The sequence below is a fragment of the Candidatus Tokpelaia sp. genome (genome assembly GCF_008636115.1).
Classification (GTDB): Bacteria; Pseudomonadota; Alphaproteobacteria; order Rhizobiales; family Rhizobiaceae; genus QLZD01.
In genome coordinates this window covers 19231-38537 of sequence record NZ_QLZD01000011.1, presented here as the reverse complement: position 1 = coordinate 38537, position 19307 = coordinate 19231, and the positions used below count along the sequence as shown (strand labels likewise).

The following is a 19307-nucleotide window of genomic DNA, read 5'->3' as shown; positions in this document are numbered from 1 at the left end:
GCAGGAGAAGTTCTGTCATATTGCTTAAGCCGGACTATTTTATTGCACGGGGTTTGCTGCCTATGCCGCGTTATAAACTGCTGATAGAATATGCCGCGCTTATTCCCCAAAAATATATTTTTGGGAGCAGGAATAAGCGGCAGGAGAAGTTCTGTCATATTGCTTAAGCCGGACTATTTTATTGCACGAGGTTTGCTGCCTATGCCGCGTTATAAATTGCTGATAGAATATGCCGGAACATTTTATGCCGGCTGGCAGCGGCAAGATGGGCCAAAAACTGTGCAAGGCGCGATTGAGGCAGCGATAAAAGCTTTTTGTGCCGAGGAAGCGACACTTATGACCGCCGGCCGCACCGATGCCGGGGTGCATGCGCGCGGCGCTGTAGCGCATGTGGATTTGGCGCTGCACCGGCCCGCGGCAAAAATTTGCGCCGCGCTTAATGCCCATTTGCGGCTGGCGGGCGAGGCGATTGTCCTTCTGGCAGCCGAACAAGTGGGGGAAGATTTTAATGCCCGCTTTTCTGCTGTTAAAAGACATTATCTTTATCGCATTTTAAATCGCCGGGCACCGCCTGCTCTGGACAATCAGCGCGTGTGGTGGGTACCTTACCGCCTGAACGCAGAAAAAATGCACAAAGCAGCGCAAATCCTGTTGGGGCGGCATGATTTCACCACTTTTCGCGCGGCGCAATGTCAGGCTCAAAGCCCGGTGCGCAGCCTGGACAGGTTAGATGTGTGGCAGGAAGGCGAATTTATTGAAATTCACGCCGCGGCACAGTCTTTTTTGCATAATCAAATTCGCTCTTTTGCCGGCAGCCTGGTTGAAGTCGGCCGCGGCAAATGGAGCAAGCGAGATTTAAAACAGGCTTTAGAGGCACGCGACCGCGCCCGCTGCGGCCCGGTTGCCCCGCCGCACGGCCTTTACCTCATGCAGGTTGATTATGCCTGAGGCAAACTGCTCTTTGCAAAAATCTGCCGATTTTTGCAAAGGCTGACTGTGCCGGAGACTCAGGCTGTAATGAGACTATGTGAAAATATAGATCGCCTTGGAAGCTGGCGAAAGCTCTTTATCCCTGGCTGCCGGGCCTTAACTTGCAGCGTGCGCGCTTTGCCCTATATGGAAGCGGGGTCGATAAGCGGCAGCCGGGAGAAGAATTTGGCTTTGAGCAATATTCTTCATTTTATAAAAACTTGTTGCCGGCGTGCAGCTTTGCTGTTGATGAAATGGCAGCTATGGGCGCGTGCACCGTTTTTTCTGCTGCCTGGCCCGGTGCCGATGAGCATTTTTGGCCTTCTGGCTGCTGTTAATACGGGTTTTGCCCAGCATAATGCCCCAGATGCACCGCCGCCGCGTTCAAGCGCTGTTTATGACCGGCTGCAATCAATAAAGCGCGCAAGGGTTGGGCAGGCTGGCCTGCGCCCGGGCGGGCAACCGGCAGAACGCACAATATCCGGGAGTGCGGGCGCGCCAACAGTAAAGCGCAAATTTATCAATAGCGGTGTTTTGCGCTCTAATATCAAGCCGCCCAAAAAGCAGGAGCCTGATTTTCCGGCTTTTTCAACGGCGGTTTTTGTGCCGAAATTTTTTGATTCGCATGAGCGTTTTGAGCGGGTGGATTTAAGCAATAGCGCGCGCTTGCGCTTTGCCACGACAATAGATTTTTTTCCCTTTAATTATAGTGATAAAAACGGCATTCTCGCCGGTTATAATATTGATCTGGTGCGGGCAATATGTGCCGAATTGCGGGTGGAAAATATTTGCCGGATTGAGGCCGTGCCCTGGGAAGAGCTGGAGCAGCGCCTGCAAAGCGGCGGGGTAGATGCGCTGATTGCGGGTATCGCGCCGGCAGTCAGTAATCGCAATTTTCTGGGCTTTAGCCGCGCTTATATGCGGTTCCCCGCCCGTTTTATGGCATTGCGCGGCAGCGCTGTGCAAAAAGACAGCCAGAATTTTATGCGGCTGGGCTATGATTTTTCAGAATTTTTATCGCTGCGCGGCGCCAGTCTGCGAGTCGGAACTATTCGCAATACGGCGCATGAAAAAATGCTGGCAGAATATTTTATTGCGCCGGCCGGCACGGCAGAAAAGACAGAAACCGGCGAAATTTATAAAAATGCCTTGCAGTCTGTCACTTTTGCCGACAAAGCAGAACTGGTGGAGGGGCTGAAAGCGAAAAAAATTGATTTGGCTTTTGGTGACGGTATGAGTTTTGCCTTGATAACAAATGCTCAGGCCGCAGCCGGAACTGCGCCGGCAGCGCCGATAAATGCGGCAGGAGAAGTGAAAACGGAGCCTGTCCGCCGCGCGGCACTGCGCGCTTCCGGCCTTGCCGCCCCGGCCGCACCTCTTACGGCAGCAATACCGGCTGAAGCAGACAAAGAAACATGCTGTGTTTTTATTGGCGGCACTTATATGGGGCTGGGCTATTTGGGGCAGGGCCTGCGTATCGCCGTGGCTGAAAAAGACCGGCGACTGGCAAGCGCCCTGAATTATGCTCTGCAACAATTGGAGCGCAAGGGCAAACTGGCCGAACTTTATTTGCGCTATTTCCCTGTCGGTTTTTATTGACGGCGCCCTGTTTGCCCGCCCGGCCGGCCGGAAAGCCAGGGGTGTGGCGGCGGTGCCAGGCTGCCGATTTGCCGGATTATCAGGGTTTTGCTTGTATTTTGGCAATTTGCCCTTTATGTATGTCTTTCTGTCTCCTGTTTTGCTGTCGGCCGCTTTTCCAGGCGGTAACAAGGGCAGCGCGTAATATTGAGGTTTATTGTGCCGCATTCCTCGTCTGCTGCTGCCGGGCAGAATTTTGTCAGCCGCGCTACTGCCGATTCTTCCCGCGCCTGGCCGTTTGAAGAAGCGCGCAAACTTATTCGCCGCTATGAAAAAACCGGTTATCCGGCTTTTGTGCTGTTTGAAACCGGTTACGGCCCTTCCGGCCTGCCGCATATTGGCACATTTGGTGAGGTGGCGCGCACGGCAATGGTGCGCCATGCTTTTCATATTTTAACAGAAAACAAGGTTAAAACCCGGCTTTTATGTTTTTCCGATGATATGGACGGTTTGCGCAAAGTGCCGGATAATGTGCCTAATCGTGACGCTATGGCTGCCTGTATCGGCCTGCCTTTAAGCCGCATTCCCGACCCGTTTGGCGCTAAAGCGGCAGACGGTTCGGTGCTTTCTTTCGGCGCGGCCAATAATAACAGGCTGTGCGCTTTTTTAGATAAATTCGGCTTTGATTATGAATTTGCCGGCGCGTCCGATTATTATCAATCCGGCCGGTTTGATGCGGTTTTGCGGCAAATGCTGGCCGCTTATGATGAAATTATGGCAATTATTCTGCCGACTCTGGGGGAAGAGCGGCGCGCTTCTTATGCGCCGTTTTTGCCGATAAGCCCGGTAAGCGGCAAAGTGCTGCAAGTGCCGCTTACCGGCCGCAATGTCAAGGCCGGCACAATAAGCTATATTGAGCCGGATACGGGGGAGGAAATCACTACGGAAGTCACCGGCGGCAAGGTCAAATGCCAGTGGAAGGCCGATTGGGCAATGCGCTGGGTAGCGCTCAAGGTAGATTATGAAATGGCCGGCAAGGATCTGATTGATTCTGTCACTTTATCTTCCAAAATCTGCCGCGCTTTGGGCAGCCGCCCGCCGGAAGGTTTTAATTATGAGTTGTTTCTGGATAATAAAGGGCAGAAAATTTCCAAATCCAGGGGCAATGGCCTGACGATTGAAGAATGGTTGACTTATGCGCCTGAGCTGAGCCTGGCGCTTTATATGTATCAAAAGCCGAAAACCGCCAAAAAGCTGTATTTTGATGTTATCCCCAAAGCGGTGGACGAATATTACAGCCATCTGGCCGCTTATCCGCGGCAGGATTGGCCGGAGAAGCTGAATAATCCGGTTTGGCATATTCATAATGGCCGGCCGCCGCAGATTGATTTGCCGGTTTCCTTTGCCTTATTGTTAAATCTGGTCAGTGCTTCCAATGCGGAAAATGAAACCGTGCTCTGGGGTTTTATTGAGCGTTATGCCCCGCATATCGGCACGGCAGAGCGCGCGGCGCTGGCCGGGCTGGTGGCTTATGCGTTGCGCTATTTTAATGATTTTGTCAAACCGCATAAAAAATTTCGCGCCCCTGATGCAGTAGAGCGCGCTGTGCTGGCTGATATTAAGGCGCGCTTGCAGGCCTTGACGCAGCGAGAGGTAAAGAATAGTGCTGTGGACGGCAATCAGATTCAAAACGCGCTGCTGGATATAGCACGCGCGGTGCCGCGCTATCAGGATTTGCATAAAATGCAGCCGGACGGGCGGCCGGGTGTTGCCAAAGCCTTTTTCCAGATGCTGTATGAAGTGCTGATAGGGCAGGAAAAAGGGCCGCGTTTCGGCTCTTTCATTGCTCTTTACGGTGTAAAGGAAACAGAAAAGCTGATTGATGACGCATTGGCCGGAAAATTGATAAACGTAACAGAGAAATTAAGATGAATGACCCAAAGCTTTTAGCAAAGCAGGCTGAAGATTTGTTGAAAGAAGCTGTTTTGGCCGTTCTGCCGGCCGACAAATCCATGTTAGGCGCTGCGGCAATATCACGCAGAGCCGGAATATACAGAGAGCACGGTCAAGGCGGAATCAATGACGGTATAGCCCAGGGTATCCTTAATCTGCTTTATGATGAGGGTAAGGTTGATAAGGTCGATGGAGGCTGGAAGCTGAAATAAGAGAGAAATGCGACTGAGCATAGTATTGTATATGATGCCCAAAATCGGGAATTGTTGAGATACAGGCAAAAGGCTTTAGCCTGTCCCGGCTGTCGTTTTTTTAAGAATTGTGAATAAAACAGACATAATCGGCGCGCGGATTGCGCCGCCGGCGGCCAGGCGGAGCTGAAGGATTGGGCGGAGTATAACAGGCCGGGCCGGCGGGGTGCCCGGTTTTGCCGGCGCGGGGGGGAAAATCCGCCTTGCAGGCGGGCGGCAGAGTGCTTTTAGCCGGATAAGGGCAGGCGGTTATTATCTTCGGCCGCGATTATAGGCAACCCCGCGGCTTTGCCTCATGGTGTGCCGCGGGGCTTTGGTGCGTTTGACTGTGAAGGCTGATGGATAAGAGATTGTGGCGCAGGGCGTAGAAATGTTGCAGGAAGAAATAAAAAAACGGCGAACATTTGCCATTATTGCCCACCCCGATGCCGGTAAAACCACTTTAACGGAAAAGCTGCTGCTGTTTGGCGGTGCTATTCAGCTTGCCGGCGAGGTAAAAGCTAAAAAAGACAGAATTCAAACGCGCTCAGACTGGTTGAAAATTGAGCGTGAGCGCGGCATTTCTGTCGTCACCTCAGTCATGACTTTTGAATATGGCGGCGCAATTTTCAACCTGCTGGATACTCCGGGGCATGAAGATTTTGCCGATGATACATATCGCACTTTAACTGCGGTTGACAGCGCGGTAATGGTGCTGGACGCCGCGCGCGGCATTGAGCCGCGGACTTTGAAATTATTTGAAATATGCCGTCTGCGCGATATTCCCATTATTACTTTTATCAATAAAATGGACAGGGAAGCGCGCGACCCGCTGGAGCTGATTGACGAAATAGAGGCAAAGCTGGCGCTGGACGCTGCGCCCATTACCTGGCCGATTGGCACCGGCAAAAATTTTGCCGGCACATTTAACCTTTACCATAATACTATACGGCAAAAAGATGAGCAAATTGCGCCGCAAGCGGTTGCCGGCGCCGCGGCAGCCGCGCAGCTTTTGCCGGAGTCAGAGCGGGCGGCTTTTATTGAGGGAGTAGAGCTGGCGCTTTTGGCCGGCAAAAAATTTGACAGGCAAGCCTATAGGCAAGGGCACAGAACGCCGGTTTATTTTGGCTCGGCCCTGCGCAATTTCGGTGTGCGCGATCTGATTGATGCGCTGGCGGAATTTGCGCCGGCGCCGGCAGCGCATGCCGCCTCTACCCGCATTGTGGCGGCAGAAGAAGATAAAATGACCGGTTTTGTCTTTAAAATTCAGGCTAATATGGACGCTAATCACCGCGATCGCATAGCATTTTTGCGTATTTGTTCCGGTGTTTTGCGCCGCGGCATGAGAGCGCGGCTGTCGCGCACCGGCCGCTTGTTAACACTTGACCGCCCGCAATTCTTTTTTGCCCGCGCGCGCCAGACAGCTTCTGCGGCTTTTGCCGGTGATGTTGTCGGCCTTGCCAATCACGGCACTTTGCGCATTGGCGATACACTGACAGAAGGGGAAGAGCTGGTCTTTCAGGGCGTACCCAATTTTGCCCCGGAAATTTTGCGCCGGGTAAGGGTGCCGGACGCTATGAGAGTCAAAAAGCTGAAAGAAGCGCTGCACCATATGGCGGAAGAGGGGGTGGTACAGCTTTTTATGCCGGAAGACGGCTCGCCTGTCATTATCGGCGTAATCGGCGCTCTGCAAATTGATGTTCTGGCCGAGCGGCTGCGGCAGGAATATAATATAGAGGCGGCTTTTGAGACAGTGCGTTTTGCCCTGTGCCGCTGGATTAGCGCCGATAATGCCGCCGATTTGCAGGATTTTATCGCCGCACATAAGGCTGATATGACGCGTGATCTGGATAATGCCCCGGTCTTTATGGCGCAAAATACTTTTTCACTCAATTATGAGGCAGAGCGCTGGCCGAAAATCCGCTTTGCGGCGATCAAGGCCTATCAGCCGGGGCAGTATAATGGCTGAAGGGAGCTGTCTGAATGTTTATGCGTTACGGAATAAAGCTCTTTTTATCTTTGCCGGTTTTATGGCCAGGCTTTGCCGCCCTGGCCAAAGCCGATATGCGGCTGATAATTGTCAATGCCGCCGGTCTTCCTTGTGATTTGAGTCCTGATAATTACGATAATAATCCCGCTAATTATGATAATAGTCCTTCTCACTACGATAACAGCCCCACCAGTTTTGATAATTCTATAAGCGGAAATTGCCGGTTAATATTGCCGGATAATAAGCCTATTGGCTATTACAGTTTTGGGCCGAATAGAATTATCGATCTTTATACGATTAAGGGTGAGCGGGTAGCGTTTATTTCCGGAGGCGGCAATGCAAAAGCTGTTATTTTTGCTAATGGCGATTGGTGCGGCGCGGTGGGGGATATAAATGGAGAAACTGTTTTTGGGGTAAGCGAAACCTGCTATCCCGGCTTTCTTATGTAAAGCTGAAATTTGGAATGAGCTTTATGAAAAAGTGGATTAAACTTAAAAAGGCACACTATGCCGCGTTTATTCGCCGCTATAGAAATTCCGCCTGAGGCGGTATTGTCGCTTTCTCTCTTGCGTTTCGGTTTGTCACAAGCGCGCAATGGTTGGGCAGGCGGGCGCGCCAATAATAATGTGCGCTGGATTGACCCCGCCGATTATCATATCACCTTGCGTTTTTATGGCGATGTAAGTTTTGAAACCGCTGATGAAATTGTCGCTGCTCTCGATAGGCTGCGCTGCCGCTCGTTTGCGCTGGCTTTAAAAGGCGTGCATGTTTTTTCGCCCAAAAAGCCGCATTCCCTTTATGCCGGAATAGCAGCCGCGGCAAAACTGGTTGTCCTGCAGGAAAAAATAGAACACGTCTCACGCCGGATTGTGCCGCCGGAACCGCGTAAATTTACACCGCATGTAACCCTGGCGCGATTCAAACAGGCTGATGAGCGGAGTTTAGCCGCCTGGCTGTCACAGCACGGTAATTTTACCGTATTGCCATGGGTGGTTGACCGCTTTTGTTTAATGTCGTCTAAAGATTCCACTGGCGGCGGCCCCTATGTTATTGAAGAGAGCTGGCCGCTTGCCTGAAACGGGCAGACGGGTTATGCTGCATCGCTTGAGGAAAAATGATGATAAAACAGCTTATATCGGCAAAGCGGAAATTTATAATAGCGGCGGCTCTGCTTGTTGGGGCTGCCTGCAACCCGGCAGCATGGGCGCAGGGGCAGCGCAATATTGCCGCGCCTGAGCATGAAGCGCAGGCTGCCGGCAGCGGGGCAGAAAATAGTGATGGTGACTTTCCGCCGCCGCCGCTATCTGCTTCCGGTGCGGGTTTTCCGCCGGCAGCAGATAGCGGCGCTGCACAACCGGCCGCTGCCGGCACAGGCTCTACGCTGCCGGCAGCAGAGGCAGCCGGCGCCGGCGCGGCAATGGAACAAAGCGGGCAGCAAATGCCGGATCATGCTCTTGCCGGGGAAAAACCGCCTTTATCCGCAACTGAGCAGAGCCTGGCTATCCAGGCTTTGCAACAGCAAATGGAACTATTGACAAATAGAGTAAAGGCGCTGGAATTGCTGCAGGCAAAAATGCCGGCGGCCGCGGGTGGGGCTGACAATCAGGCCGTTGTGCTTATGCCGCCGCCGGCTGCGGCCAGGGCGCATGATGATAATGACGAGGAATCCTATATTGTACCGGCGGAGATAGGGGCTGACGCACTTTATCAATCCGGTCAGGATTTTATGGCGCAAGGGCAATATGCCAAAGCGGCCTCGGTGTGGCGTGCTTTCGACAAGCGGTTTGCTGATGATGAGCGCGCTGCCGCTGCGGCTTTTGAGCTGGGAGAATGCTATTTTGCCCGCGGGCTTTATGCGAAATCTGCTGAAATTTATCTTAATGTGCAGGCAAAATACAAGACTGCGCCGGTAGCGCCGCGCAGCCTGCTGCAGCTGGCGCTGAGTATGGCCAATTTGCAGGATAGTCAGACTGCTTGTGCGGCGCTGGAACAGTTGGCAAAACAATATCCGCAGGCTGACCCGGCTGTTTTGCAGCAGGGGAAACAGACAGGCGCCCGCCTGCAATGCCGATGAGACTTATTGTGCCAAAACCGGAAATTTTAACCGCCGATAATGTTTTTGAGGCTGGTGATTTTGCCGGGCAAAATGTGATTCTGGCCGCTGTTTCCGGCGGCGGCGATTCTTTGGCGCTGCTGCTGCTGCTGGCAGAGTTTTTGCGCGCTCGCGGGCAGCAAAAGCGGCTGGCGGCTGTCACGATTGACCATGATTTGCGGGCAGAATCGGCGGCTGAGGCGGCGTATGTCGGCAGGCTGTGCCGGCGCCTGGCTATTCGGCATGAAATTTTGCTGTGGGAAGGGGTAAAACCGGCAACAGGCCGGCCGGCGGCGGCGCGGGCAGCGCGTTATGCGCTTTTGGCGCAGGCGGCAGCAAAATATCAGGCTGTTTTTATCTGCACCGCGCATACGCTGGACGATCAGATTGAGACTTATATAATGCGCAAAGCGCGCCTCGCCGCCGGGGCAAAAGACGATAATTTTGCCGTATTGAAACAGCGCGGGCTGGCCGGTATGGCGCGCCAATCGCTGCTTTTCGGCAGATTCCGGCTGGTGCGGCCTTTGCTTAATGTGAAGCGCGCCGCTTTGCGCCGCTTTTTGCGCTATCAAAATATTAGCTGGGTTGACGATCCAAGCAATAGCGATGAGGCCTATGAGCGGGCGCGTATTCGCGCCGGCTTGAGTGAAACCGCCGCAAGGCCCGCCTGTCAGGCCTTAGCTGCCGCGGCAGCGGCCCGGCAGAATTTAAGCGCGGCCGCGGCTTTATGGGGCAAAAAACTGTCACTGCGGGGTGAGGGGGAAAAGCTGCTGCTGGATCTGGCACCGATACAGGCAGCAGATAAAGGGGGAGAAGAGGCAGGCAGCGATCTGGGCGCGCCGGATTTCGCCGCTTTATATTTGCTGCTTGCTTATGCCGCTGCCGCTATTGGCGGCAAAAATTTTATCGCCGTTGATAATGCGCGGCTCCAGCATTTTTTGCAGCATTTGCCACTGCGGCAAAAAGGTGAGGCGCCGCGGCGAATCAGCGTTTCCGGCGCTGTATTGGAAAAACGGGGGCGTTATTTGAATATCAGGCCGGAAAGGCGCCGTTTGCTGCCGGGGCGGAGTAGTAAAACAGGGGAAACAGCCTTTATGCCGGGCGCTGCGCCGTTTAATGCGGCGCCGTTCAGCTTTATTTTATCCGGCTATGATTGGCCGCTTTTTGCGCTGTTGCAGCCGTTTTTCCCGGCCAATACGGCGAAAATTGAGAAAATCAGCCGGAAAAAGGCGGCATTTTTATAGCTCTCTCTTGGCAAGAGGTCTATGGCCGCTTATGTTAGAAAAATGCTGTAACAGGCCGTTATTGCCGGTGAGCAAAGGCATAATCCTGTGCTTTGCCGGTGCCGCCGGGGGTAATCCCCGGTTGAATATGTTGAATATTTTGCCGGTTTCGGCTAATTTGGCGTGAAGCCGGGCCGGTGCCGGTTATTGGTGGGAAAAGCTCTGAATCCGGCAGGAAATATAAGGAAACTGCAACTATTATGAACCCGAATTATCGTTCCTTTTTTCTGTGGGGCGCTGTTGTCCTGATTATTATTGCCATGTTCACCTTTTTTCAGGGCGGCGTTATGCAAAACGGTGTGGGGCGGCTCAGCTATTCTGCCTTTAGCCAGAAAGTGGATAATGGCGATGTGCGCTCCATTGTGATGGAATATGAGCGCAGCGGTATTGATATTTCGGGCGTGACCAATAATGGCGAGCGTTTTAGCACTTTTGCTCCGCCTGATACGGATTATGCCGCCAAATTAAAAGCAAAGGGGATTAGCAATATTCGCATTGAGCCGGAATCTTCCGGCACTAATCCGCTTGTTGGCCTGCTTATTTCTTCTTTGCCGATTGTGCTGTTGATTGCCGTGACCATATTTTTTATGCGGCAAATGCAGGGCGGCTCCCGCGGGGCGATGGGTTTTGGCAAATCCAAGGCCAAATTGCTGACAGAGGCGCATGGCCGCGTTACTTTTAAAGATGTTGCCGGGGTTGATGAAGCCAAGACAGATCTGGAAGAAGTGGTGGAATTTTTGCGCGATCCGCAAAAATTCCAGCGTTTGGGCGGCAAGATTCCGCGCGGTGTTTTGCTTGTCGGTCCGCCCGGAACCGGTAAAACTCTGTTGGCGCGGGCGGTGGCGGGCGAGGCCAATGTGCCGTTTTTCACCATTTCCGGCTCTGATTTTGTTGAAATGTTTGTCGGTGTCGGCGCCAGCCGGGTGCGCGATATGTTTGAGCAGGCCAAGAAAAATTCTCCCTGCATTATTTTTATTGACGAAATTGACGCTGTCGGCCGGCATCGCGGCGCCGGGCTGGGCGGCGGCAATGATGAGCGCGAGCAGACTTTAAACCAGCTTTTGGTAGAAATGGACGGCTTTGACGCTAATGAAAATATTATTTTGATTGCCGCCACCAACCGGCCGGACGTGCTCGACCCGGCATTATTGCGCCCCGGCCGCTTTGACCGCCAGGTTGTCGTGCCCAACCCTGATATTATCGGCCGCGAGAAAATTCTGGCAGTGCATACGCGCAATGTGCCGATTGCCCCTAACGTCGATTTGAAAATTTTGGCGCGCGGCACGCCCGGCTTTTCCGGCGCGGATTTGATGAATCTTGTCAATGAGGCGGCGCTGCTGGCTGCAAGGCGCAATAAGCGCCTGGTGACCATGCAGGAATTTGAAGATGCCAAAGATAAAGTGCTGATGGGGGCGGAGCGCCGCTCCAATGCCATGACCCAGGCGGAAAAAGAACTGACAGCCTATCACGAAGCCGGCCATGCAATAGTGGCGCTGAATGTGCTGCTGGCCGACCCGGTGCATAAAGCCACTATTATTCCGCGCGGGCGCGCTTTGGGCATGGTTATGCAACTGCCGGAAGGCGATCGCTATTCTATCAGTTATAATTATATGATCTCCAGGCTGGCTATTATGATGGGCGGCCGCGTGGCTGAAGAAATGAAATTCGGCAAGGAGAATATTACCGCCGGCGCCTCTTCCGATATTGAGCAGGCAACAAAACTGGCGCGCAATATGGTAACGCGCTGGGGCTTTTCCGAAAAGCTGGGTAAAGTCGCTTATGGCGATAATCAGGACGAGGTGTTTCTGGGGCATTCGGTAGCGCGGCAGCAAAATGTTTCAGAAGAAACGGCAAAATTGATTGATGCGGAAGTGCGCCGGCTGATTGATGCCGCGCATGATGATGCGCGCCGTATTTTGACCGAAAAAAAGGCTGACTGGACAGCTTTGGCCGAGGGGCTGCTGGAATATGAAACACTGACCGGCGATGAAATCAAGGATATTATTGCCGGCAAACCGCCTGTGCGCGGTGAAATGGCTGAGGTCTCACTGCGTAAATCTGCCGTGCCGAAAGTGGGCGGCAAGTCTCATGCCCATAGCGGCAAAGATAAAGCAGCGTCCGCTGAAAGTGACAGGAAAACTGCCGCTGCGCCTGATGATAAAACGGCAGATGAACAGGAAGAGGCTGTGGCTGAGCCTGTCGGCAAATAACAGGAGCAAATCTGTCAAGAGCCGCTTTCTGCCGTGAGAGCGCTATTATGGGGATTTCATGCTTATCGCGATAATCGGGGTTTTTCCTGCCCGTCCGGCAGGTCTATAAAAACAGGCAAATAAAACAAGGAAAAAAGCATGAAGAGAAAATATTTTGGCACAGACGGTATGCGCGGTTGTGCCAATCATTTTCCTATGCTGCCTGAAGTGGCGATGAAAATCGGCATGGCTGTCGGCATTCTTTTCCGCGATAAAGGGCGGCATAATCGCGTGGTTATCGGCAAAGATACGCGTCTTTCCGGCTATATGCTGGAAAATGCGCTGGTAGCCGGTTTTACCGCGGCGGGGATTGATGTTTTTTTGCTTGGCCCGGTGCCTACCCCGGCCGTATCCATGCTGTGCCGCTCGCTGCGCGCCGATATTGGGGTGATGATTTCTGCCTCACATAATGTATTTTCTGATAATGGCATAAAATTATTCGGGCCGGACGGTTTTAAATTTTCTGACAAAATTGAGCTGGAAATTGAAAAATTGATGGAAAGCGATATGACAGCGCTGCTGGCTGATAAGCGTAATATTGGCCGGGCCAAGCGGGTGGAAGGGGATATTTACCGCTATATTGAATATGCCAAGCGGACAATGCCGCGCGCTGTGCGGCTGGACGGCCTGCGCATTGTGGTGGATTGCGCCAATGGCGCCGCCTATAAAGCTGCGCCTTTAGCCTTATGGGAGCTGGGGGCGGAAGTTATCACCATAAATGACAAGCCGGACGGCACTAATATTAACGCTCAATGCGGCTCGACCTGCCCTTCCGGTCTACAGAAAAAGGTTGATGAAATGCGCGCCGATGTCGGCATTGCGCTGGACGGTGACGGCGACCGGCTGCTCATGGTAGATGAAAAAACCCGGCTTCTGGACGGTGACCGGATTATGGCGGTGATTGCTGAATCCTGGCATAAAAGTGGGCGTCTGATTGGCGGCGGTGTTGTTGCCACTATTATGTCTAATCTGGGTCTGGAGCGTTTTCTGGCGCAATGCGGTCTAAAACTGGCGCGCACCAATGTGGGGGATCGCTATGTGGTGGATTATATGCAAAAGCATGGTTTCAATCTTGGCGGCGAGCAATCCGGGCATATTGTGCTTTCCGATTTCGGCACAACGGGGGACGGCCTGGTCAGCGCTTTGCAGGTTTTAGGCTGTATGAAGGAAACAGGGCAAAATTTAAGTGATTTATACCGCAAATTTGAGCCTGTGCCGCAAATTTTGCGTAATATCCCGCTCAAAAGCAAGGCTGGAGTGCTGGAACAGGCTTTGGTGCAAAAAGCCGTAGTTGAGGCGGAAAAGCTTTTGGGCAAAAATGGGCGGCTGGTTATTCGCCCTTCCGGCACTGAGCCGCTGCTGCGCATTATGGCGGAGGGTGATGACCGCAAAATATTGGAGGAGGCAATCGCCCACATTATCGAAGCGGTGGAAAAAAGCTGAGTCAAACTGGCTTGTTACGGGGGAGAAAATGTTTTAGTCTGCTTTTGTTTTTTCCGGTAATAAAGGCTCTGTTTCCTCTGTTTTTGTCTCGGTGTTCAGCTTTTTTCTGGCGAAAATATGAAGCAGCCCATGCCACTGCCGAGCTGCGTCTCTAACATAATTTACTTTGTAATGTGTGGCCAGAAATTGCAAATATGCAATAACAGCAATGAGCATTATAAAACAGGCCAGGGGCGGTATTTTGTCGACTGAAAAGGCCAATGTAAGGAAGCCGATTATATATTGTTTGAAAAGATCTCGCACCCGCCAGTCGCGCTCTGAGGATTTATGTTTTGCCTGTAGATTTTGATATTTTTCTGTGAGAACGGCTTGAGAGGCGTTATCTTCGGAATCATCGGGGTGAAGCTTTGTCAGATCATCAATGGCTTGATTTTTGTCGGACATTATATTCCCCCCAAATATCCTTGTCCGGTATTTGCACGCCAAACATACCGGGCTGATAATATTTTGCCCAGGCGCCCTTTTTCCAATGGGTGACGCCGACAAGCTGGCCGGGTGTCCAACTTAGAAATTTATCACAAATATCATCGAGAGTTTTTTTGCGGGGGTCTTCAGGCTGAAACAGACGTGCCTCAGGGAAAGTTTCGCCAGGCTGGCTAAATATATCTTCCCCAATTTCTGTTATTGGCTGGGCGCCAAAATCTTTCACTCTATGGTAAAGCTCTGGCGAAACCGGGCCAAAATCCCAGGCTTGAAAACTGGTATCGACCAGGCGCCGGCCTTCATGCCGCCCCATATGGAACATTTGCGCCAGATAGAGGATTTTTTGCAAACGCAAATTAGAAACGCCCCAGGAAGATTTTTCACAAATATATTTGCAAACCGTATCGAGCCGCGCGCCGCCCATATTTGCCTCCTTAGCCGAATCAAATCTTCTCTTTAAGGGAATCAAGATAAATTATTTATGTCAATATTTTTTGTAATTTTTATGTGCATACCAGTATAGAGAGGAAGGCTTAATAGATAAATTTGGCTGTGGTTCAAAATTTCTCTGGGCGAAGCGGTGTTTTTTGCATAATACAGCCTGTCTGAGGCGGGGCGTGAAAGCTCTGCTGAAGATGTTGAGGGTCGGTAGAAGCTCACGCCCCGAGATTATATTTCTGCCTTTTGAGGAAAATCCCGGGTGCTGCGTAGGCATGTCCGGGGCGCAAGCCTAAAGCTATGTAGGGACGTTATCTACCGGCGTTTTTCTAGCCCCGGGCTATTCAAAACTCTGGTAAACAGTAGAGTAGCAAATGGCGGATTCTCTTCCCGGTCTGAGCGGCGTAACGGCGCTCTATCACTTTTCCATATTTCTTGTGAAATGTTGAGACGGTTGCCGTTGCAGCTTGTCAAGCCGGCTTTGCGGCATGGCGCGGCGCGTGAGTCCTGTTCCATATGGTAATGACAAAGCCGGGGGTGTTTTCGTGTCCCGGCAGCAGGTGACGGGTTTGCGTCATGTGTTTTCTCTGCCTTATATTTGGAGACGAGTATTGTGATGGGAGAAAAACGGCCGAATCGTTTCAACCCGGAAATGTTTGCCTGTTTATTGCGCTTTGCCGAAGCTGAGCCACAGACACCGGCCGCTTTTCGCCCGCATTTGCAGCAAATGGCGCAGTATTTTATCAACTGCCGCCGGCAAAGGGCAGAGGCGGATTTTACCGAAACCGGCAAAACCGAAGCCGGCAATAAACAGGGTAAAGCCGCAACCGGCGCTCAGCCGGCTTTTTATGCCGGAGATTCCGTATTTTCTGCCCTTTTGTCCGGCAATTTTTTATGCCGGAGAAGCGGCAGAGGGTTGAAATCTGTTGAGGAAATGTGAAAAAAAACCGGCAGCAGAGCGCCTGAAGCCCGCCGCTATAAGAAAATGGGGAATTTGCCGCCGGTGCTGCGGCCTGCCCCCTGGCCGGGCGCACAAGTGTGAGCAGCCAGACAGACTATGATTGCGGTTTTCCCTTGATCGGCGGTGCCGGTCGGCGCCGGGTGGCGGGTGCTGCCGGCTTTGCCTTTGCCCGGCCATTATCGGCGCAGACAGGTGCAGGCCGCTTTTATTCGCGGCCCCTCTTAGGCAACCCGTGCCGGCAGCGCCGGCACAAGCAGTCAGTCAGGCTATGCTTTGCGGCTCCGCAGCCTATGTGCTTTTATAAGCATCGGCCTCATGAGTGGAAAGCAAGGCCTGACGCAATTTTTCCATTGCCCGGCTTTCTATCTGACGGACGCGCTCTTTGGAAATGCCCAATTCTTCGCCGAGTGATTCTAATGTCTTGCCTTCATCATTCAGGCGGCGCGTTTTGATAATGTGCAATTCGCGCCCGTTAAGCACTTTCAAGGCCTTTTTCAGCCATTGGCTGCGGCGTTGATTATCAATTTCGCTCTCGATAATTTCATCTTGCAGCGGGTTTGGGTCGACCAGAAAGTCAATTTTTGCGGCGGAGCCGCTATCGTCCTGAGAAAGCGGGCTGCTGAGAGAATTGTCAGAAGCTGTCAGGCGGAAATCCATCACTTCCACATCATTTACCGATACGCCGATTTTGTCGGATATGCGGCTATAGATTTCTTCCTTGGTCAGGGTTTCATCTTCCTGTGTTAATTTGGTGCGCAAGCGGCGCAGGTTAAAAAACAGCGCCTTTTGTGCCGAGCTGGTGCCGCCGCGCACAATCGACCAGTTGCGCAAAATATAATCCTGAATAGAAGCGCGAATCCACCATGTGGCATAAGTGGAAAAACGCACATCGCGCTCCGGCTCAAAACGATCGGCAGCTTCCAGCAGGCCAACATAACCTTCCTGCACCAGATCCGGCATAGGCAGATTATAGCTTCTGAATTTTGAGGCAATGGCAATGACCAGGCGCATATGGGCCGAGGCAATTTTGTGCAAAGCCGATTGATCGGAATCTATTTTCCACTTCAGCGCGAGATTATATTCTTCTCCCCGTTCCAGATAAGGAGCATTCATCGCCCAGCGCACAATATCGCGGTTCAGCGATATATCCTTGCGGGCATAATTAGTGTTGGATTGAATAAGATTCCCGACATTGTGCTGCATATATAGCCCCTTGATTTCCAAAATTATGCACAAACGCCACACTTGCCCCGAACATATTGCTTTCTCGACCTGGAGCATGATATTGCCGCAGAGAGGCAGGAAACACCCGGTTTACAACGCAAAAGACCGCCATATATTACGATCAAAGCAAATATATTGCGCCTTCCGCATTATCGCTTTCGGCAAGCCTGACAAAAGCAGAATACTGAAAATGCTGTCGTAGCGATTCATATTCTACCTATGATTGTGTTGAATACAACTATAAATTTTATAAATGGTGAATGCCTATCGGGATTTTCGTTAATTTTTGTCCTGGTTTTTAAAAAATTTCACGTGTTTTGTGCTGTCACCATGCCCAAATTATGTCCGATCCGGCAGCCTTGACAGCCCTGTTGTCAAAAAATCTATGAAAGGGAAAAAGTATTAAACCTTGCAAATAAAGTATAAATATTTCCTGTGAAAATATTTATACAGGTTTAAGTTTAGACGGCTGGCTATATAGAGGTAAAAATTATTATATGACAGTATATAAAAATTGAAATAAGAAAAAATAAAATAAAGAATAGCAAATAAAGGTTATAGCTAAGGATATAATAATCATAAAGCCGGCATAGAGCCGGCTTTATATATAAGTATACTTAGGAAAAAAATATAAAAACTGTAAAAATTCGCTTCACTCTGAGACAGAATGCCACAGGGATAAGCCGTTTATACCGCAACAGGGGGCGTTGCCGCCCTGTCTTTTGCTGTTTCGGCCTTGGCCGCGCGTTTGGGGCTTTTGGCCAGGTTAAACTCAATGAGCCTTATAGCCTCTGTCTGCGAAATTTTGTTCACAGCCGCCACCTCACGCGCCATGCGGTCAAGCGCAGCTTCATAAAGCTGGCGTTCAGAATAAGATTGCTCAGGCTGACTACCGGAACGGTAGAGATCGCGCACAACTTCGGCAATGGCAATAATATCGCCTGAATTGATTTTGGTATCATATTCCTGCGCGCGGCGTGACCACATAGTCCTTTTTACCCGGGCGCGGCCCTGCAAAACAATGAGAGCTTTATCCAGAAAACTGCCTTCAGACAATTTGCGCATACCGATGATAAGCGCTTTTGCCACCGGCACTTTAACGTCCATTTTGTCTTTTTCAAAATGGATAACGAATAATTCCAGCTTGAAGCCGGCAACTTCCTGCTCTTCAATGCTGATAATGCGCCCGACACCATGGGCAGGATAAACAATGGATTCACCTGCCTTGAAGCCGTGACGGTGAACGGCTTTATTTTTGCTTGACGACATAGGCTTTCTCTCCCTTATGCCGGGTGAAAGCAGCCGTTCCCTGTGGCCGCCGGCACCCGAGACATATTATCTCGCCGATAAATCGCTTGCCGAAATTATGCAAAGAGATTTTGCAAAAGGAAGAGAGAAAATCACCCGGGAAGGGCGGCCGTTCTCCCCGCCAAAATGCTTGTTTAGCCGCCGGATAGCGCGACTGTAGCAAGAGAATTTTGCTGTTTACTCTAACAGCAAAGACAAGGCATACAGCAACAGGCAGCAGATAAAAGCCCAGGCAAAAAACGACAAGTGCCGCTTATTTAACATAAAATACTAGTGGAATCAATAAAATAGTGCGTGAATTCTCTTGACAAAAGAAGATTTTCTATCGCCCGGTTTTATTGAGAAACAGAGCCGGTATATGTAATTTATCGGCCTGCCGGTTTTTATTAGGCAGTCGATAGAGTTGCCGGCAGGCATGGAAGCGAGCTTAAAAGTGCGCTAATGAGAAAAAACACGAATTTTCATGAGTGAGGGCCGGAGATAATGAAAAACTTATCCAATATACGCCCCCACGGCAGTTTGTGCAGGCGAGGCCCTGGAATTTGTAAAATAGCGATTGCAGAAAGCGATTCTGTTTATCAGCATATAAAGCAATTTTCCCGGGGGAGTTATCGCCACACATTATTCAATATCCTGCGCGAGACAAGGATTATGGCTAACAAAGTGAGTTTCGCGCCTAATGTCTATGTTTTGTCCCAAAGAATTTTTGCTGTTTGCAGTTTGCCGTGATTATTGCAGCCATAAAGAAATATGCTGCTTTTTGGCCTGTCTGGAAATTTAATTGCCATAGGCCGGCAGGCGGCATTGCTCCCGGCCGACAAGTGAGAAAATTATTCCCCGATAAAGCGGCATGAGAATATTGGCATTTTTATCCTGCTTGAACAGGAAAAGCGCCGGCATGACTGAGCCTGCACGGAACCGGGGGGCTTGAGGCGCAGCCCTTACGGCGTGGCGGCTGCCGCAAGCAATGGTGTCCACGGAGGGAATTGAACCCCCGACCCCAGGATTCGCACCGCTACGGTTTTCACCGCCGCTTGCATTGCGTTTGCAGTCCGGACTGTCCCTTCACCCTGGCCTGGCTCTTTGCCGCCTTTATGGCATAAAAG

The 19307-nt window shown here is 51.4% G+C and carries 17 protein-coding genes; 12 read left to right on the top strand and 5 right to left on the bottom strand.

Translation table 11 applies throughout. The features are described from left to right. Nucleotides 1-201: 201 nt before the first annotated feature. From truA to glmM, 11 genes are all read left to right on the top strand, one after another. Nucleotides 202-948, top strand: a complete 747-nt coding sequence (gene truA, locus DPQ22_RS00680) for a tRNA pseudouridine(38-40) synthase TruA (RefSeq protein ID WP_150212664.1) — start codon at nt 202-204, stop codon at nt 946-948. 270 nt (nt 949-1218) lie between these two features. Continuing rightward, on the top strand, nt 1219-2568 hold the full coding sequence (locus DPQ22_RS00675; protein WP_190323073.1) for a transporter substrate-binding domain-containing protein: 1350 nt from the start codon (nt 1219-1221) through the stop codon (nt 2566-2568). 198 nt (nt 2569-2766) lie between these two features. Beyond that, entirely contained in the window at nt 2767-4479 is a 1713-nt protein-coding gene (locus tag DPQ22_RS00670; protein WP_150212662.1) for a lysine--tRNA ligase, read from the top strand. Beyond that, nucleotides 4476-4712, top strand: a complete 237-nt coding sequence (locus DPQ22_RS00665) for a hypothetical protein (protein ID WP_150212661.1) — start codon at nt 4476-4478, stop codon at nt 4710-4712. Before DPQ22_RS00670 ends, DPQ22_RS00665 begins: the two co-directional genes overlap by 4 nt. Nucleotides 4713-5121: 409 nt before the next feature. Then, complete coding sequence (locus DPQ22_RS00660) at nt 5122-6699, top strand: peptide chain release factor 3 (protein ID WP_150212668.1); 1578 nt, start codon at nt 5122-5124, stop codon at nt 6697-6699. A 14-nt stretch (nt 6700-6713) separates the two neighbouring features. Further along, entirely contained in the window at nt 6714-7169 is a 456-nt protein-coding gene (locus tag DPQ22_RS00655) for a hypothetical protein (protein WP_150212660.1), read from the top strand. A 57-nt stretch (nt 7170-7226) separates the two neighbouring features. After that, nucleotides 7227-7796 (top strand): RNA 2',3'-cyclic phosphodiesterase, encoded by a 570-nt coding sequence (thpR, locus tag DPQ22_RS00650; RefSeq protein ID WP_150212659.1) that lies wholly within the window; start codon nt 7227-7229, stop codon nt 7794-7796. A gap of 38 nt (nt 7797-7834) precedes the next feature. Next, nucleotides 7835-8794, top strand: a complete 960-nt coding sequence (locus DPQ22_RS00645) for a tetratricopeptide repeat protein (RefSeq protein ID WP_150212658.1) — start codon at nt 7835-7837, stop codon at nt 8792-8794. Then, nucleotides 8785-10056, top strand: coding sequence for a tRNA lysidine(34) synthetase TilS (gene tilS, locus DPQ22_RS00640; protein ID WP_150212657.1), 1272 nt, complete (start codon nt 8785-8787; stop codon nt 10054-10056). The genes DPQ22_RS00645 and tilS overlap by 10 nt, the downstream gene beginning before the upstream one ends. Nucleotides 10057-10295: 239 nt before the next feature. Further along, complete coding sequence (gene ftsH / locus DPQ22_RS00635) at nt 10296-12305, top strand: ATP-dependent zinc metalloprotease FtsH (RefSeq protein WP_150212656.1); 2010 nt, start codon at nt 10296-10298, stop codon at nt 12303-12305. A 138-nt stretch (nt 12306-12443) separates the two neighbouring features. Further along, nucleotides 12444-13787: a phosphoglucosamine mutase gene (gene glmM, locus DPQ22_RS00630; RefSeq protein ID WP_150212655.1), complete on the top strand. Its 1344-nt coding sequence runs from the start codon at nt 12444-12446 to the stop codon at nt 13785-13787. Between the two features lie 33 nt (nt 13788-13820). Here the strand turns inward: glmM and DPQ22_RS00625 are convergent, their stop codons facing one another. Further along, nucleotides 13821-14231 carry a hypothetical protein gene (locus tag DPQ22_RS00625; protein WP_150212654.1) on the bottom strand — a complete coding sequence of 137 codons (411 nt, stop codon included), beginning with the start codon at nt 14229-14231 and terminating at the stop codon, nt 13821-13823. Next, on the bottom strand, nt 14206-14694 hold the full coding sequence (locus DPQ22_RS00620; protein WP_150212653.1) for a Panacea domain-containing protein: 489 nt from the start codon (nt 14692-14694) through the stop codon (nt 14206-14208). Before DPQ22_RS00620 ends, DPQ22_RS00625 begins: the two co-directional genes overlap by 26 nt. Nucleotides 14695-15306: 612 nt before the next feature. On the opposite strand from DPQ22_RS00620, the gene DPQ22_RS00615 reads away from it, so the two are divergent. Next, on the top strand, nt 15307-15648 hold the full coding sequence (locus tag DPQ22_RS00615; RefSeq protein ID WP_150212652.1) for a hypothetical protein: 342 nt from the start codon (nt 15307-15309) through the stop codon (nt 15646-15648). A 309-nt stretch (nt 15649-15957) separates the two neighbouring features. On the opposite strand, the gene DPQ22_RS00610 is transcribed toward DPQ22_RS00615, so the two are convergent. The 3 genes from DPQ22_RS00610 to DPQ22_RS09230 form a co-directional block, all read right to left on the bottom strand. Next, entirely contained in the window at nt 15958-16872 is a 915-nt protein-coding gene (locus DPQ22_RS00610; RefSeq protein ID WP_150212651.1) for an RNA polymerase factor sigma-32, read from the bottom strand. Nucleotides 16873-17580: 708 nt separating this feature from the next. After that, entirely contained in the window at nt 17581-18162 is a 582-nt protein-coding gene (locus DPQ22_RS00605; protein ID WP_150212650.1) for a CarD family transcriptional regulator, read from the bottom strand. Nucleotides 18163-18978: 816 nt separating this feature from the next. Then, the gene (locus DPQ22_RS09230; protein ID WP_256371525.1) at nt 18979-19101 is read right to left on the bottom strand and encodes a hypothetical protein; all 123 of its coding nucleotides are present in this window, start codon (nt 19099-19101) and stop codon (nt 18979-18981) included. Between the last annotated feature and the right edge of the window lie 206 nt (nt 19102-19307).